The 13,912-nt window shown below is 67.5% G+C and carries 16 protein-coding genes; 5 read left to right on the forward strand and 11 right to left on the reverse strand.

From position 1 onward, the window contains the following. Positions 1-80 precede the first annotated feature (80 nt). Positions 81-1,661 (forward strand): DUF389 domain-containing protein, encoded by a 1,581-nt coding sequence (locus YM304_RS21840; protein ID WP_051071284.1) that lies wholly within the window; start codon positions 81-83, stop codon positions 1,659-1,661. Continuing rightward, positions 1,654-2,619 (forward strand): FAD:protein FMN transferase, encoded by a 966-nt coding sequence (locus YM304_RS21845; protein ID WP_015440134.1) that lies wholly within the window; start codon positions 1,654-1,656, stop codon positions 2,617-2,619. The genes YM304_RS21840 and YM304_RS21845 overlap by 8 nt, the downstream gene beginning before the upstream one ends. On the opposite strand, the gene YM304_RS02910 is transcribed toward YM304_RS21845, so the two are convergent. The 6 genes from YM304_RS02910 to YM304_RS02935 all read right to left on the reverse strand — a co-directional run bounded on the left by YM304_RS02910 (position 2,612) and on the right by YM304_RS02935 (position 7,413). After that, positions 2,612-3,289, reverse strand: a complete 678-nt coding sequence (locus tag YM304_RS02910) for a PepSY-associated TM helix domain-containing protein (protein ID WP_015440135.1) — start codon at positions 3,287-3,289, stop codon at positions 2,612-2,614. The genes YM304_RS21845 and YM304_RS02910 overlap by 8 nt on opposite strands. Next, positions 3,286-3,984: a DUF2271 domain-containing protein gene (locus YM304_RS21850; RefSeq protein ID WP_162142024.1), complete on the reverse strand. Its 699-nt coding sequence runs from the start codon at positions 3,982-3,984 to the stop codon at positions 3,286-3,288. The genes YM304_RS02910 and YM304_RS21850 overlap by 4 nt, the downstream gene beginning before the upstream one ends. Positions 3,985-4,132: 148 nt before the next feature. Next, positions 4,133-4,771: an NAD(P)-dependent oxidoreductase gene (locus YM304_RS02920; protein WP_015440137.1), complete on the reverse strand. Its 639-nt coding sequence runs from the start codon at positions 4,769-4,771 to the stop codon at positions 4,133-4,135. Next, entirely contained in the window at positions 4,768-6,024 is a 1,257-nt protein-coding gene (locus YM304_RS02925; RefSeq protein WP_015440138.1) for a hypothetical protein, read from the reverse strand. Before YM304_RS02925 ends, YM304_RS02920 begins: the two co-directional genes overlap by 4 nt. Continuing rightward, a complete protein-coding gene (locus YM304_RS02930; protein WP_015440139.1) occupies positions 6,021-6,827 on the reverse strand; it encodes a DUF4386 domain-containing protein in 807 nt (268 codons plus the stop codon). The genes YM304_RS02925 and YM304_RS02930 overlap by 4 nt, the downstream gene beginning before the upstream one ends. Before the next feature lie 25 nt (positions 6,828-6,852). Beyond that, positions 6,853-7,413 (reverse strand): NADPH-dependent FMN reductase, encoded by a 561-nt coding sequence (locus tag YM304_RS02935; RefSeq protein WP_015440140.1) that lies wholly within the window; start codon positions 7,411-7,413, stop codon positions 6,853-6,855. Between the two features lie 120 nt (positions 7,414-7,533). Here YM304_RS02935 and YM304_RS02940 point away from each other — a divergent pair, with 120 nt between their 5' ends. Next, complete coding sequence (locus YM304_RS02940; protein ID WP_015440141.1) at positions 7,534-8,061, forward strand: MarR family winged helix-turn-helix transcriptional regulator; 528 nt, start codon at positions 7,534-7,536, stop codon at positions 8,059-8,061. Positions 8,062-8,160: 99 nt separating this feature from the next. Here the strand turns inward: YM304_RS02940 and YM304_RS02945 are convergent, their stop codons facing one another. Genes YM304_RS02945 through YM304_RS02955 form a run of 3 tightly spaced genes read right to left on the reverse strand, consistent with a single transcriptional unit; the run spans position 8,161 to position 10,910 of the window. Next, the gene (locus YM304_RS02945) at positions 8,161-8,964 is read right to left on the reverse strand and encodes an SDR family NAD(P)-dependent oxidoreductase (protein ID WP_015440142.1); all 804 of its coding nucleotides are present in this window, start codon (positions 8,962-8,964) and stop codon (positions 8,161-8,163) included. After that, positions 8,949-9,938 (reverse strand): LLM class oxidoreductase, encoded by a 990-nt coding sequence (locus YM304_RS02950; protein WP_015440143.1) that lies wholly within the window; start codon positions 9,936-9,938, stop codon positions 8,949-8,951. Before YM304_RS02950 ends, YM304_RS02945 begins: the two co-directional genes overlap by 16 nt. 12 nt (positions 9,939-9,950) lie before the next feature. Continuing rightward, on the reverse strand, positions 9,951-10,910 hold the full coding sequence (locus tag YM304_RS02955; RefSeq protein ID WP_154723284.1) for an NADP-dependent oxidoreductase: 960 nt from the start codon (positions 10,908-10,910) through the stop codon (positions 9,951-9,953). Positions 10,911-10,976: 66 nt separating this feature from the next. Between YM304_RS02955 and YM304_RS02960 the strand changes: the two genes are divergently transcribed. Beyond that, entirely contained in the window at positions 10,977-11,411 is a 435-nt protein-coding gene (locus YM304_RS02960) for a winged helix-turn-helix transcriptional regulator (RefSeq protein ID WP_015440145.1), read from the forward strand. Positions 11,412-11,477: 66 nt separating this feature from the next. Here the strand turns inward: YM304_RS02960 and YM304_RS02965 are convergent, their stop codons facing one another. Together YM304_RS02965 and YM304_RS02970 are read right to left on the reverse strand one after the other, a co-directional pair. Next, positions 11,478-12,449, reverse strand: coding sequence for a TIGR03557 family F420-dependent LLM class oxidoreductase (locus YM304_RS02965; RefSeq protein WP_015440146.1), 972 nt, complete (start codon positions 12,447-12,449; stop codon positions 11,478-11,480). Positions 12,450-12,682: 233 nt separating this feature from the next. Further along, entirely contained in the window at positions 12,683-13,030 is a 348-nt protein-coding gene (locus YM304_RS02970; protein ID WP_051071286.1) for a PRC-barrel domain-containing protein, read from the reverse strand. A 380-nt stretch (positions 13,031-13,410) separates the two neighbouring features. Between YM304_RS02970 and YM304_RS02980 the strand changes: the two genes are divergently transcribed. Continuing rightward, positions 13,411-13,863 carry a hypothetical protein gene (locus YM304_RS02980; protein ID WP_015440150.1) on the forward strand — a complete coding sequence of 151 codons (453 nt, stop codon included), beginning with the start codon at positions 13,411-13,413 and terminating at the stop codon, positions 13,861-13,863. Positions 13,864-13,912: the final 49 nt, after the last annotated feature.

Here is a 13,912-nt window from a genome sequence, read left to right on the forward strand (position 1 = left end):
GAAGCAGTTCCCAGAGTTCTCACAGGGTGATGATCTACCGTCCGCCGAATGTCCGTGTTCTCGTTCGCCCCTGCAGGCCCATGATCGACTCGTCGAACGCTGACGCCACCGAGTCCGGACCGATGCCGGACCTTGCCGACCAGCCGTCGTGCCGATGGTGGTCGGTGCCGGTCGTCTGGGGAATCGCCGCCATCGGTGTCGCCGCGCTGATCGCTGCGACCGCACCGTCGAGCGAACGTCCTCCCGAGCGGATCGCGACCGCGCTCGTCCTCGCGGGCGCCACCCTCTCTTTTTTCTCGTGGCGTGGACGGCACTGGCGGCTGTTCCCGTTCGGCATCGTGTCGATCGTCGGCGGGGTGCTGTTGCGACTCGACGGACCCCGCTTCATCGAACCGGTCACGCGCGTCGGCGGCATCGTCGTCGTGATCGTCGGCGCGCTCGCCTCGCGATGGGTACTCGGCCGACTCGGTCGTCTCGCGAGTGCGGCGGCGTTCAGCGTGTTCGTCGCTGCTGCCACGTTGTTCGTCTACTACGACCGCGAACTGTTGTCGCTCGCGCTCGGTGTGAGTGGCGCACTCGCTGTCGTCGTCGCCGGTACGGGGCTGGCCCGTGCTCGGCGCGACAGTGAACTGTCGGCGAAGCATCGCTTCGGCGAGATCATGGATCGCGGCGCGAGGGCGATCATCGAGCGGGCGTCGGACGCAGCGGCAGGCGAACCGGTTCGAGACAAGGTGCTCTACACGGGGGCCGGTTGGCGGTCGCGGGTGTTCCGGTTCGTGGTGTTGATGTCGTTCGCCTCGGCGATCGCCTCCCTTGGCGTGCTCGCCGACTCCACGGCGGTGGTCATCGGCGCGATGCTCGTGGCACCGCTGCTCACGCCGTTCATGGGCATGTCGTTGTCGCTGGTCGTCGGATTGACCGAGGAACTGCGTCGAGAGAGCTTCGTGGCGTTGCTCGGCACGGCCGTGGCGATCGGGGTCGGCTACCTCATGTCAGCGATGTTCGGGAGTGGCACCGACGTGGCGTCCAACGCCGAGATCGTTTCGCGCACCTCACCCACGCTGCTCGATCTGGTCATCGCTCTCGCTGCGGGTGCCGCCGGCGCGTATGCGCTGTCGCGTCGCGACGTGTCCGACGCGCTGCCGGGCGTCGCTGTGGCCATCGCCCTCGTTCCGCCCCTCGCGGTGGTCGGAATCACCGCGCAACTCGGCGCTGCCGACGACGCCATCGGAGCGTTCCTGCTCTTCGGTGCCAACGCGATGGCGATCATTGCGATGGGAGCGTTGACATTCCTTGTCACGGGAGCGGCGGCAGCTGAGTCGAAGCGCCGATGGACGCTCGACTGGTGGACGATCGGCCTCGGAGCAGTCGCAGTCGTGGTGTTCGCCGCGCTCGTCATCAACACGGCGGCGGTCAACGAGGACGCGGTCACGTCCGAACGCGCCACCGCAGCCATCGAACGGTGGATCGGCGACCGTGACTACGAGGTGATCTCGGTGGACGTCGGCGGCCCCGTCGCAACGATCGTGCTCAGTGGGCCGTCGGGCCCTGGCGACCTCGACGACCTGGGCAGCGCGCTCGCGCTCGCCGTCCCTGACGCAGAATCGGTCGACGTCCGGATCGCCGTGACCGAACAGGCCACACTCGAACTCGATGGTTGAACGATCGAGCGTTGCCGGCAACCGAGAGGTGTTCACGCACAGTCCCTTGCTCGGGACGGTCGTGGCGGTCACGGTCGAGCGCGCCGATGCCCGTCTGGCGCGAAAAGTCGACTCGCTCGTCGTGGCGGAGATCGACCGGCTCGAAGCGATGCTCAGTCGCCATCGACACGACAGCGCGCTGGAGCGCTGGAAGCGCGACGAGTTGACCGGCGACGACATGCCGCACGAGTTCGCCGGCCTCCTGATTCGCGCGCGTTGGTGGGCGACGCGCACCAACGGGGCGCTCGATCCCCGCGCTGGAGCGTTGACCGAGCTGTGGCGTCGATCGGCCGCCGCTGGGCACGTGCCAGCGGACCGCGAGGTCGACGCAGCGCGGCGCTTGCTCGCCCAGCCCGGGTACGAGATCACCGACGACGGTGAGGTGCGACGCGTCGGCGACTGCACCGACCTCGATCTGCACGCATTTGGAAAGGGCTGGATCGTCGACCGTGCACTGCGCGCGGCGCAGGCGACCGCGCCGAACGCAGCGATCGTCGTGAGCGCCGGCGGCGACATCGCTCGGGCCGGACCGGGCGACACCGTGATCGCGATCGATGACCCGTTCCGCCCCTACGACAACGCAGCGCCCGTCGACCGAGTGATCCTCGGCCGCGGAGGACTCGCCACCAGCGGCAGCGCTCGGCGAAGTGTCGAGATCGACGGCCACAGGTTCTCGCACATCATCGACCCTCGCACCGGGCAGCCCGCGCATGGCGCCGCGTCGGTCAGCGTGATCGCCGACTCGGCCGAAGCCGCCGACGCGTGGGCGACAGCGCTCGCGCTTGCCGGCCCGGACGAGATCGTCCCGACCGCCGACGCGGCCGGCGTTGCGGTCATGGCCGTGCTCGCTGATCACTCGACTCTCGCCAATGTTCGATGGCGAGCGCGACGGGTCGGCGAGAGCGGCAGGGTCACATGAGTGCGACGACGATGAGACCCACGATGATCGCGCTGCCCGCGGCGGCGCTGACGTAGGCGGAGCGACGGCGCTTGCGCAGAAAGAACTGCAGCACGATGCCGCTCAGTGACACGACGATCAAGAAGATGGCCGCAGCATCGACCGCCCATGACCACGCACCACCTGTGTCGGTGCCGGTGTGGAAGTCGCTCAACACCGCCACCCAACCCTGCTGCTCGGCCGAGAACTCGTAGGTGGACGTCTCGATGTCGACCACCAGGTCGGCGGTGTAGCCAGGGTTGGCGTAAACGATCGAAGCGGATCCGCCGGCCTCGCCGAACGACGTGACCTCGCCGTTCGCTCCCAACTCGTTGCGAGCGAACTCCGACAACGTGAGGTAGTCGAGCGCACCATCGTCGAGGTAGAGCTCGACCGGCAACTCGCCGGTCGACACCGTGATGTTCGCCTCGTCGCCGAGCGTCCACGTCGGATGGTTGAGCATCAACCCGGTGAACGCGAACAGCAACACGACCGTGAACGCGATCATGCTCGCGTACACGTGGATGAGCCGCGACCACTTCTGACCGCTGCGCGAGGCCGTCGATCTCGATGGAGCCGGACGCTGGTGAACGGGTCCGGCAGAACGCTCCGATGGGCGCGTCGCGAGCAGCGGATCGTCGAGTGCGGTCACGCCACGACCCGCGCAGTCAGGTTCGTCAGCTCGCCGTCGTCGGGGAGTACGGCTTCGAATTCGGAGCCGTCGAAGTCGACGAGCGTGCTCGACAACTCGTACGGACCGTCTTCGCGGGCAGCCTCGACGAACAGTTGGTACGTCCCCGGCGCGATGGCGGCTCCGTCAGCGTCGAGTCCGTCCCAGGCGACTGTGTACGTGCCCGCCGGTCGGGTGGCACCCGACGAGGTCGAGTCGACCACCTCTTCGGTGAGATCGCTCCACTGTCGAAGCGTCCGTAGCCAGCGCGAGCCGCGTCCGCCGGTCTCGTACCAGAGGCTGATCGTGTCGACGAGGTTCCCGTCGAGGTCCTCGATCCACACGGCGATGTACGGGTTGTGGATCCGTTCCCCCGACGACGTCGGGGCGAACGTGAACTCGACCAGCAACTCGCCGCCGGTGGGGAGGGCGGACGCGGCGACCTCGCCGTCGTCCGGCGCGGTTGGCTCGGCGGGAGTCGATGCGGGCGTTGCGGCATCGTCGGTCGTCGTCGATTGCCCGGTCGACAGAGCGCCCGGGTCGGAGCCGTCGGATTCGTCGTCGGCGGAACTCGTCGGCACGCTGTCGTCCGCCGGAACGACGGCTGGAATCTGCGCGCCGTCGAAGACCGCGGCATCGTCGTCGCCGCACCCCGCCGTGATGGTGAGCACTCCCACCGTCGCGAACGACCGAACCGGACGCCGTTTCAGCGCCTGTCTGTATCGACTGGAGTTGCGTCGTCGAGGGAACACGATCGGAACGTACGCCTCGTATGTAAGGATTCGCGAAGGATCCGATGAATGCTTCGTTCATCCGTGACCGAGGTCAGTACCCGGCGGTGAACACGGTTCGCTGATGCTTCGGGCGCTCGACTTCGTCGAGGATCGCGACGGCAGCGTCCTCGAACGAGATCGTCGATGCACCGTCGCTGTCGACGACCAGTTCGTCCCGGGCGACGCGGAATCGTTCGGTACGTTCTCCCGGCAACAGGTCGGCGGAGGGGCTGAAGTAGGTCCAGTCGACTCCCGAGCTGCGCCGCAGCGCATCGAGTTGGTCGACGCAAGCGCGGGCGACGCCACGGATCGGCTCCGGAACGAAGCGGGGATCGTCGAGCACGAGTCGTCCATCGGAACCGGGGACCACGAGCGGGCCGGCACCACCGGCGACGATGAGTCGAGCACCGGTAGTGGTGACGCCACGGAGCAATGCGTCGGCGGTGATGGCCAGCTCGTCACCGCCGCTGCGCGGCCCCGAGGTCGCACTGATCACCACGTCTCGTCCACGGCTGAGACGCACCACGTCATCGGGCACACGGGCGTCGCCCGTCTCCCAGGAGGTGGAGTCGACTGCAACGTGTGCGACCGCGCTGCGCGACACGGCGGTGACCTGGTGGCCTCGAAGCATCGCTTCGTCGAGAACGCGTCGACCGACCTGGCCGGTCGCTCCGAAGATGGTGATGTTCATGTCGTCGCTCCTTCGGCGAGATCGTGTTCGTTCCACCACGCGGCGAGGAATGCCGCCGCAGCGAGGAAGAGGTGTTCGTTGGAGGGGTCGTGTTCGGCGGCGTCGAGACAGGCGAGCGTGTACTTCACCAGGTGCGCGTCGCGATGAGTCGCCGCGTGGTCGACGAGGCGCTGGACGATGCTCGCCCGCATTGCCGTGTCGGCGTGCCATGTCGTCGCGGCGGCGGCGCCCGGGTGGAGCCGTTCCACCTCGGCGATGAAGCGTTGCGGAGGTTCGGGAGCCCAGCTCGGGTCGATCGCGGTCGAGCTCTGCGTCGCTCGGAAGCCGAGCACGAAGGTGGCCGCCACGTCGACGGCGCGCTGCGGGTCGTCGGTCCGGTCGCCGATGGCCAGTGCAGCAGCGGGCAGGGTCAGGCAGTGAGTCCATCCGTACGGAGCGTTGGCCGGGTCGTCTTGCAGCATCGACATGGCGGCGATCGGCAGCAACTCGCGGCGTGCCTGATCGATCGTCAGGTGCTGGGTCACGTCGGCCAACGCCCGGTGGGCGAGCCCCGTGTCGTCGACGAGGGCCATGGTCGGCTGCACGAAGTGACTCGACGGGCGGCCCTCGGCACGCGGCGACGTGAGACGTTCGAACAGCGAGGCATCGGACGGTGCTGGGCTCGGTTCGTCGAGCCACCGAAGCCGCCAGTCAGGGTGCCTTGCGATGTCGCCGATCACGGTGCGGCCCATGAGCGCCGGGTTGATGCCGGATGTCGGCCGGAACTGGGGGAGCAGTTCGAGGAAGATCGCTCCGTGGGCGGCCCCACCGAGGAGCCCGAGGACGAGGCCGGCGAGGTCACCGACGATCTCTGCCGGCGTCCGTGCGGCACACAGCGCGACGAATGCACGGTCGGCCGAATCGGGATCGCCGTCTTCCAGAGCGCTTCGCAGCACGTCGAGCGGGCGTTCGATCGGGGTCGACTCGCTGCCTGAGGCGGGGGCCGCCGCGGTGGCGGCCGTCTCGGCCCAGGTCTCGGCGATGTGGGCGATTCGTCGTCTCGCTGCCGTCCGCCGGGATGGGCTGACCAGCGGAAGGAGCCGGGCCCGGGCCATCAGTTCGAGTGGAGCGTGCAGCGTGAACGAGTTCGCATCGGCGCTCGATGACGACAGGAGACGGGACGCAGCGTCGAAGAGGTCGCTGTCGGTGAGCCTGTCTGTGTGGTCGGGCGACCACGAGCTCGGGGCGAGCAGGACCGACGTCTGCCGACTCACGACGTCGCTCCGACCATGTGATGGCTTCCGACGTCGACCCCGCCGACCGTGCTGGTCTCGTCGGCGAGTCGTTCGAGCCGGCGCCCCTTCGTGAGCAGCCACAGTGCGAACCAGACCTCGGCGATCAGGGCCGGGGCCAGAATGATCGGCGAGGCCGACCCGTCGTAGCCGGCGACGAGGAAGTGGCTGAACGTGTCGATCAGGTAGCCGGTGCCGGCGAGGCAGAGCAACACGCCGAGGGGTCTCGGCATCTGTCCTGATGTGAGCGCGAGGTAGGCGACGGTCAGCGTGCTGGCGCCGAAGAACGCCAAGCCGAGGATGTAGCCGTACTCGTGCGCCTCGAGGTGGAGCAGCGCGAGTGAGGCGGTCTGGTCGTCGTCGAACGCGCCGAGATGGTCGGCGTCGTCGAGGATCCTGACGGCCTGGAACATGCTGAGCAGGTTCAGGCCGATGACCGCGGTCTGCGTCATGCGGAAGGCTGCGGCGAGCAGCGACAGCGTTCGGCCGAGTGGGCGAAGGAGTTGGTAGAGCACGACCGCGATGGCGACGTCGGCGAGGAACATGACGATGTCGGCAGCGAGGCCGGCCCGGAACAGCACCGGGGCATCGATGATGTTCTGCGCGGTCGTCGCAGGGTCGTCCGACTCGATGAGTCGGGAGCGCACACCGAGCTCGGCGAAGAGGCCGCAGACGATGATGATCACGTAGAGGACGCCGGCGGTGCGAGCTGTAGCGAATCGTGATCGTGGCGGTCGACGGTCGGCCTCGCCGAAGGGGGTGCGGGGTTGCGGTGGGACGTACATGGCAGGTTGTTCCTTCCTGAACGGTTCAGTTCGTCGAACGTTCGAGGACGCACTGGCCGACGAAGCTGTCCAGCGCGACGTCGTCGAGGCCGACGAGCGCCCCGTCCGATCCGATCGACGCCTCGCCGACGGTGAGCGTGCGATCGGCGACGTCGAGGCCCATGTTCCTGAGCCAGGTGCAGACCATCGCGGCGCCGTTGGCGCCACCACCCCGTCCGGGGCTGGCCGAGGCGACGAGGATCCGGAGGTGGGCGAGCGCCGCTGCGTCGACTCGGCTGACCCAGTCGATGGTGTTCTTGAGCAGCGGCGAGAACGTGCCGTTGTACTCGGGTGACACGATCACGAGCGCATCGGCTGATGCGATCTCGGCGGCGAGGGCCACGGCTGCAGCGGGGATGCCATCGCGGGCTTCGAGGTCGCCGTCGTAGAGCGGCAGGACGTGTTGGCGAAGGTCGACGAGTTCGGCGTGTCCGGCAGCGTCGAGCAGCTCGGCGATGTGACCGGCCAGCGCCTGGTTGATCGAGCCGGTGCGGGTGCTGGCCGCCACGACCAGGACCTTGTCGGGATGGGTGTGTGTTGTGTGCATGTCTGCCTCCAGTTGCAGTTCTCGTGAAGTAACACGCCAAGAAGTATCTTGCTGGCGTGAGACATTCAGTATCGACAACCGAAAGCTCGATGTCAAGAGACTTTCTGGTAAGATTGTTTCGTGGATGAGAAACGAGATGCCGACGCCATGGACGAGATCGTCGACGGGGTGCGGGGTTGGTCGCCGCAGACCGATGTCGAGGGTCTCCGCATCACCGGCCGCATCCTGCGCCTCGCTCGATATCTCGAGGCGGCGCGAGAGGAGACGCTCGGCGAGTACGGACTCTCGGTCGGCGACTTCGACATGCTCGCGACGCTTCGTCGCCGCGCCGTCGACGACGCGATCAAGATCCGCGATCTTCAGCAGTCACTGATGCTCTCGTCGGGCGGCACGACGAAACGACTCGATCGCCTCGAGAATGCGGGATTGATCGAACGCCATCCCGACCCGCACGATCGGCGAGGCACGCTCATCACGCTGTCGCCGCAGGGGTTCGAGTTGATCAGCGCGGCCGTCCCCGCCGTCGTCGAGCGCGAGGCGCGCTTCGTCGCCGAGTCGGTCGGTTCGAAGCGCAACCGTGCCGCGACCGAATCGAGCCTCCGCCAGATGCTCATCGCGTGCGAAACGACGTCCGCTGCTGCGCCCTAGCGGGATGGCGCCGGCGCTCGCGCCGACGGGACGTGGTGGACGGCGGCGCAACGCAGCCGTCCGTCGGGCTCGTGACCGCCGAACGACGGTCAGGGTGGGTCAGGAAGACGTGAGCGCGGCGATCTGCTCGTCGAGGGCGGCCACGAGGGCGGCGTTCATGCCTGCGTCGAGGGCATCGGGGTGCGGGCTGGCGAACCGGCCGGAGTCGTTGTCGAAGTAGCGACCTGACGCGGCGGCGAACTCGTCGCCGGTCGCCGCGCGGGTGAGCGCGTCGACGCCGATGCGGATGTCGTTGCCGGCGATGCCGTAGCCCTCGCGCACCATCTTGGTGGCGAGCAGCGAACCCGGGTTGACGGCCACGATGACCGGGCCATCGGCGCCGATCTCGGTGGCTATGTGACGCGTCCACATCGCGATCGCCAGCTTGCTCTGCGCATATGCAGCACCATCGCCGAGTCGCCGGTCACCGGCGAGCGCGCGTAGGTCGACCGGAGCCTGGGCGGCCGACGAGAGGTTCACGACCCGCCCGTTCGGCGGCAGGTTCGGGAGCAGTCGGCGTGTCAGCAGGTAGGGAGCGATCGTGTTGACGACGAATCGCACGTCGAGGCCGTCGGTCGTCACCGGGCGGTCGGTGTGGTAGACGCCGGCGTTGTTGATCAGCACATCGAGGCCGAGATCGGCGGCGGCATCGGCGAGCGCATCGACCTCGGCCAACATCGACAGGTCGGCGATGAGCGTGGCCGTCACCGAGCCGGCGCGACGAGCCTCGACCGCCTTGCGGGCGGCGTCGAGCTTGACCGGATTGCGGCCGTGGAGGACGAGCTGGTGGCCGAGCGTTGCGAGGTGTTCGGCGGTGGCGAGACCGATGCCGTCGGTGGCGCCGGTGATCATGATGGTTGACATGTGAGTGCTCCTTGGTGCGTGAAGTCGGGGAGGAGGTGGTTGGCGAGTGTCTCGAGCGTCGGCTCGACGGGCGAGGTGTTGAACCGCAGATTGAGGGCGACATGGTTGACACCTGCCGCCTCGAGCGAGCGCAGATGCTCGCCCAGTCGGTCGACGCCGAGTCGGTAGCCGAGGTGGATCGGACGCATCCGCTCCGACGGGTCGTCGGCCAGGTCGATGTAGAGCGGTTGCATCACCGGTTGCATGTCGCGGCCGGCGGCGTCGACCGCATCGCGGTACTGGTCGATCGCGTGACTCGTCTGAACCGCATTCGCTCTCGGATACGTCATCCAGCCGTCGCCGTGCCGAGCGACCCACTCGGGTGTCTGCCGGCTCGATCCGGTGATCATGAGCGGCAGTCGGCCACCGGTCGGCTTGGGGAGCAGGTCGATCGCCGTGTTCGTCGTGCCGAACGAGTTCGTGAAACGCGGCCGTTCATCGGCCATCCGCGTCAGGTACTCGAACGATTCGCGGAAGCGTTCGCCGCGCTCCTCGAACGGAACGTTCATCGCCGGGAACTCGTCGGGGCGATCGCCCGACGCAACACCGAGGATCACCCTTCCGCCCGACAGGACGTCGGCACTGGCAGCCGCCTTCGCGACGTGTGCGGGGTGTCGCAATGGGAGCACGATGCTCGCCGTGCCGAGCGCGATCCGCTCGGTGGCGCCGGCCAGCAGTCCGAGGTAGACGAAGGGGTCGTGGAGCTGTCCGGCGTCACCGAACGAGTCGACGTTGAACGGCACGTCGCGCAGCCACACCGCGGCGAAGCCGAGCTCTTCGGCGAGGCGGACACGCTCGAGGTGTCGGTCCATCGTCGGTATCGGCCCGTGGTGGTTCTCGATCGGGGCGACGAGGCCCACGCTCAGACGGCCAGGTCGAAACACCGAGTCGTAGCCGCGGTTGATCGGCGCGAAGTGTGTGTCGTGGTGCGTCATCGTGCTCGCCGATCAGCCGATGGTGGCGACGAGCTTGCCCATCGGGCCACCGGTCTCGCCGATCTCGTGGAGTTCTGCCAGTCGGTCGAGCGGCCGGGTGTCGCCCACGACGACGCGCAGACTGCCGGCCTCGATCATCGCCGCCACGGCTTCGAGCGATGCGTAGTCGGGTTCGACGAGGATCCACGTCGCGCTCACGCCTGCGTCGTCGAGCATTGATGCGGGTGGGATCGCGTCGCCGCCGGGAACGACGACGAGTCGACCGCCACGGCGAAGACTCTTCACGGATCGCTCGGCGTGCTCCGAACCGCCGACGAGGTCGAGCACCGCGTCCATGTCGACGGCGATCTCCTCGAAACGCTCGGTCCGGTAGTCGATGAGGTGATCGACGCCCAGGTCGCGCAGGGCGTCGTGGTTCTTGGCCGATGCGGTTCCCCACACCTCTGCGCCGCGGGCCTTGGCGATCTGTGCCGCGAGGTGGCCGACGCCTCCTGACGCGGCGTGGACGAGCAAGCGGTCGCCCTCACCGATGTGCAGCGTGTCGACCACCGCCTGCCAGGCGGTCAGCACTGCGAGCGGCAGCGCGCCGGCCTCGATGTCGGAGAGCGCAGCGGGCGTCCTGGCGACCTCGCGCGACCCGGCGACGACGTACTCGGCGTAGGCCTCGGCAGGTCGTGGGAATCGAGGCATGCCGAACACTCGGTCACCGACCTCGAAGCGTGTGACGCCCGCGCCGACCTCGACCACTTCGCCGGCGACGTCCCACCCGAGGATCATCGGGCGGGCGGCGTCGAACGTGCCGAAGGCGTCACCGTTCGCTCGAATCTTCCAGTCGACCGGGTTGATGCCGGCCGCCGCGTTCTTGATCAGCACCTCGGTCGGTCCGGGGGTCGGTCGATCGACCTGCTGTTGCGACAGTGAGCCGTCGTCGTGTCGGACGATCGCATGCATCTGGGGGTTGCTTTCCGTCATGTGATCCAGGATGATCTCTGTAGTACCCGAACGCAAGAAGGCACTCTCAAGACAGGTAGGTACCCGATGGAAACCACTGGTGAACAGGGAATTGTCGCCCTCTCGGTGGATCACGACTCCTGCGACGACCCCGAACACTTCGGCGACCTCTACTCGGCCGAGTGCCCGTGCCGTGACATTCTCGACCTCGTCGCCTCGAAGTGGTCGGCGTTGATCATCGGCAGACTCGAAGAGCGCGTGCATCGTTTCGGTGAGCTGCGACGCGCCATCCCGGGCATCACGCAGAAGATGCTCACGCAGACGCTCCGACGCCTCGAACAGGACGGACTCGTCGAGCGGACCGTGCTCGCTCAGAAGCGACCACCGCAGGTCGAGTACTCGCTCACCGACCTCGGCCGAACCGTGACCGAGCCGCTCGCGGCCATGCGCGACTGGACCGAGCAACACCTCCCCGATGTCCGCGCCGCCCGGCGCCGATTCGAAGAACTCGAACCCGTCTGATCCGACTGGCGGCGACGTTCGATCCGAGGCGCCGCCGATGGGCTCGTCGCGCGCGTCGGCCCGTCGCTACGAGCCGCTGCCCGAGCGAAGGCGCTGAGCCAACTCGTCCTTCCAGACCTGCAAGAACGCCTCCTGGTCGGAACCGATCTGATGGAAGTAGACGTGGTCGACGCCGGCCGCCACTGCACGCTCGACGTTCTCGACGAGCGGGTCCAGGTCGGGTCCGTGGACGACCTGCTCGGCCAGCATCTCCTTCGTCACGATCGATGTGGCCATCTCGAAGTGCTCGGGTGTGGGCAGGTCTTGGCTGAGCTGACCGGGCACCGCAGTGTTCGGCCAGATGCGAGCGACCGTGTCGAGGGCCTCGTAGCGATCCTCCGCCCAGCAGAACGACAGCTGTGAGTACACCGGTCCCGAACCGCCAGCTTCCTTCCACACGTCGATCGGGCCGTCGGTACCGGTGATCCAGAGTCCGTCGCCGACCTCGGCAGCGACGCCGGCGGCACGGTCACCGAACGCCGACACGACGAGTGGAATCTCATGCTCCGACGGGTCGTAGATGCGCGCGTTCTCGACGTGGAAGTGGTCGCCGGAGAAGGTCACGTTCTCGCCGGTCCACAGTTCACGGATCAGGTGGACCGCCTCGCGGAGCATCTCGATGCGCTGCGGCGCCGGTGGCCATCGGTCGCCGAGGACGTGCTCGTTGAGCGCTTCGCCCGAACCGACACCCCACGTGAAGCGACCGTCGCAGAGCCCCGCCGTCGTCGCCGTGAGGTGCGCCAGGATCGCTGGGTGGATTCGCATGATCGGGCAAGTCACGCCCACCGCGATCTCGAGCTGTTCGGTCGTCGCCGCTATGGCACCCAGCACCGGCCAGACGTTGGGAGAGTGGCCCTGTTCCGGGATCCACGGATGGAAGTGGTCGGAGATCGAGACGAAGTCGAATCCGGCAGCCTCGGCGAGTGAGGCCAGTTCGACGAGTCGCTGCGGGCCGTGTTCCTCGCTCGACAACGTCAGTCCGAACTTGGTGGCGCTCATCGTTCGCTCGCTCCACCTTCGACGATTCGACATGGTGTGTTGTTCATGCTGATCACCTCGTTGTGCTGAGTTGGTCTCGAAGAGGTCGTACCCGGATCGCGACGAACTATTCCCGCTGCTCGCCCCTGCTTCCGATCGCGTGCGTCGCCGCACACGGTGTCAGACACCGTGTGCGCCGACGCAAGGAGCGGCGGTGCACTGTGCACTGGATGGCAATGCACCAGATGGCGGTGTCACCAGATGTAGGGCTCGAAGTACGTGGTGTAGCGATCGCGGTCTCGGTCCCAGTCGCCACTCGTGCGATCGACCGTCTCGTCGAGATCGGGTGCTTCCTTGATCTGGTCTTTGGTCATGTCGACGTAGACCTTCTCGTCGTCGTAGTCGACACGAGTCACGACGCCGGCGGGCAGGAGTCGGCGCTTGCCGAAGATCCAGAACCCGGTGTCGACGATGATGTGGTCACGATCGCTCGTGGCCTCGTCGACCTTTCCGATGCCGCCGTCGGTCGCCTCGACGTCGAAGCCGCTCAAATCCGTGTCCGCCCGATGGATGTTCTCGCGATACGTCCATGTGTTCGCCATGGTGTCACGTCCTTTCGCTGAATCGTTGTGCTGTGTTGGGCGGGCCGGCCAGGCAGTCGCTCGGCCGGCCCGCACCGTTCTCGTACCCGCGGTGCCGCTGGCTCATTCGCGCGATCGGGCCGAGAGCGACTCGCGCATGGCGTCCGTGGTCGTCTGCGCGGTCGCGATGGCGCGCGCGGTCACGGCGTGGTTGACTGAGACCGTCGCCCCGGACCCCGGCGACGTTCGTCCGCCACCCAAGACCTCGGTGCCCGACTCCCACAACGGAGACGACCTCATGTGCACGAGCCATCTGGACTCGTCGACGCACGTGCGCACGATTCGCCGTACGTCGGCCCTCAGTGAACCGATGCCAGTGATGCCAGTGGAGCGAGAGCGCGATGCGACCTCGCAATGATCGCCGTCAGCAACACATCGTCGTCGCGAGCGACGATCACGTTCAGGCATCGCGGGTCGGCCTCTCGCTCGCTCGGCGACTGCACCGGCCGTTCCTCGACGGGACGGCGACGCCCGAGGCGATGCTCGCTGCGTCAGACAGCGACGCCGAATCGACGCCTCGCGACGCGGTGTGCGCGTGGTTCCACACTGCAACCCGGACGAGTTGTGGAGCGGTCGTCGCGACACCGGCGTTCGTGCTCGGCCGCCGGACCGACGACTCCGGCGACACCGACGTGTGGGTCGTCCGGCTCGACGGTGATCCCGATGATGTCGGTGACGCCGACGCCCACTCCGACACCGACACCGGCGTCGACGTTCGTCTGGCGGTTCGGCACGACGACGTCGACCAGGTCGTCGATCGCATCGTCACCGCATGGAACGCCATCGATACGTGACGCTCCATCCCGTCCTCGCAGTCGTCGGTGCATAGGTCGGAGCAATTCG

Origin of the sequence: Ilumatobacter coccineus YM16-304 (assembly GCF_000348785.1) — a bacterium.
Taxonomy (GTDB): domain Bacteria; phylum Actinomycetota; class Acidimicrobiia; order Acidimicrobiales; family Ilumatobacteraceae; genus Ilumatobacter_A; species Ilumatobacter_A coccineus.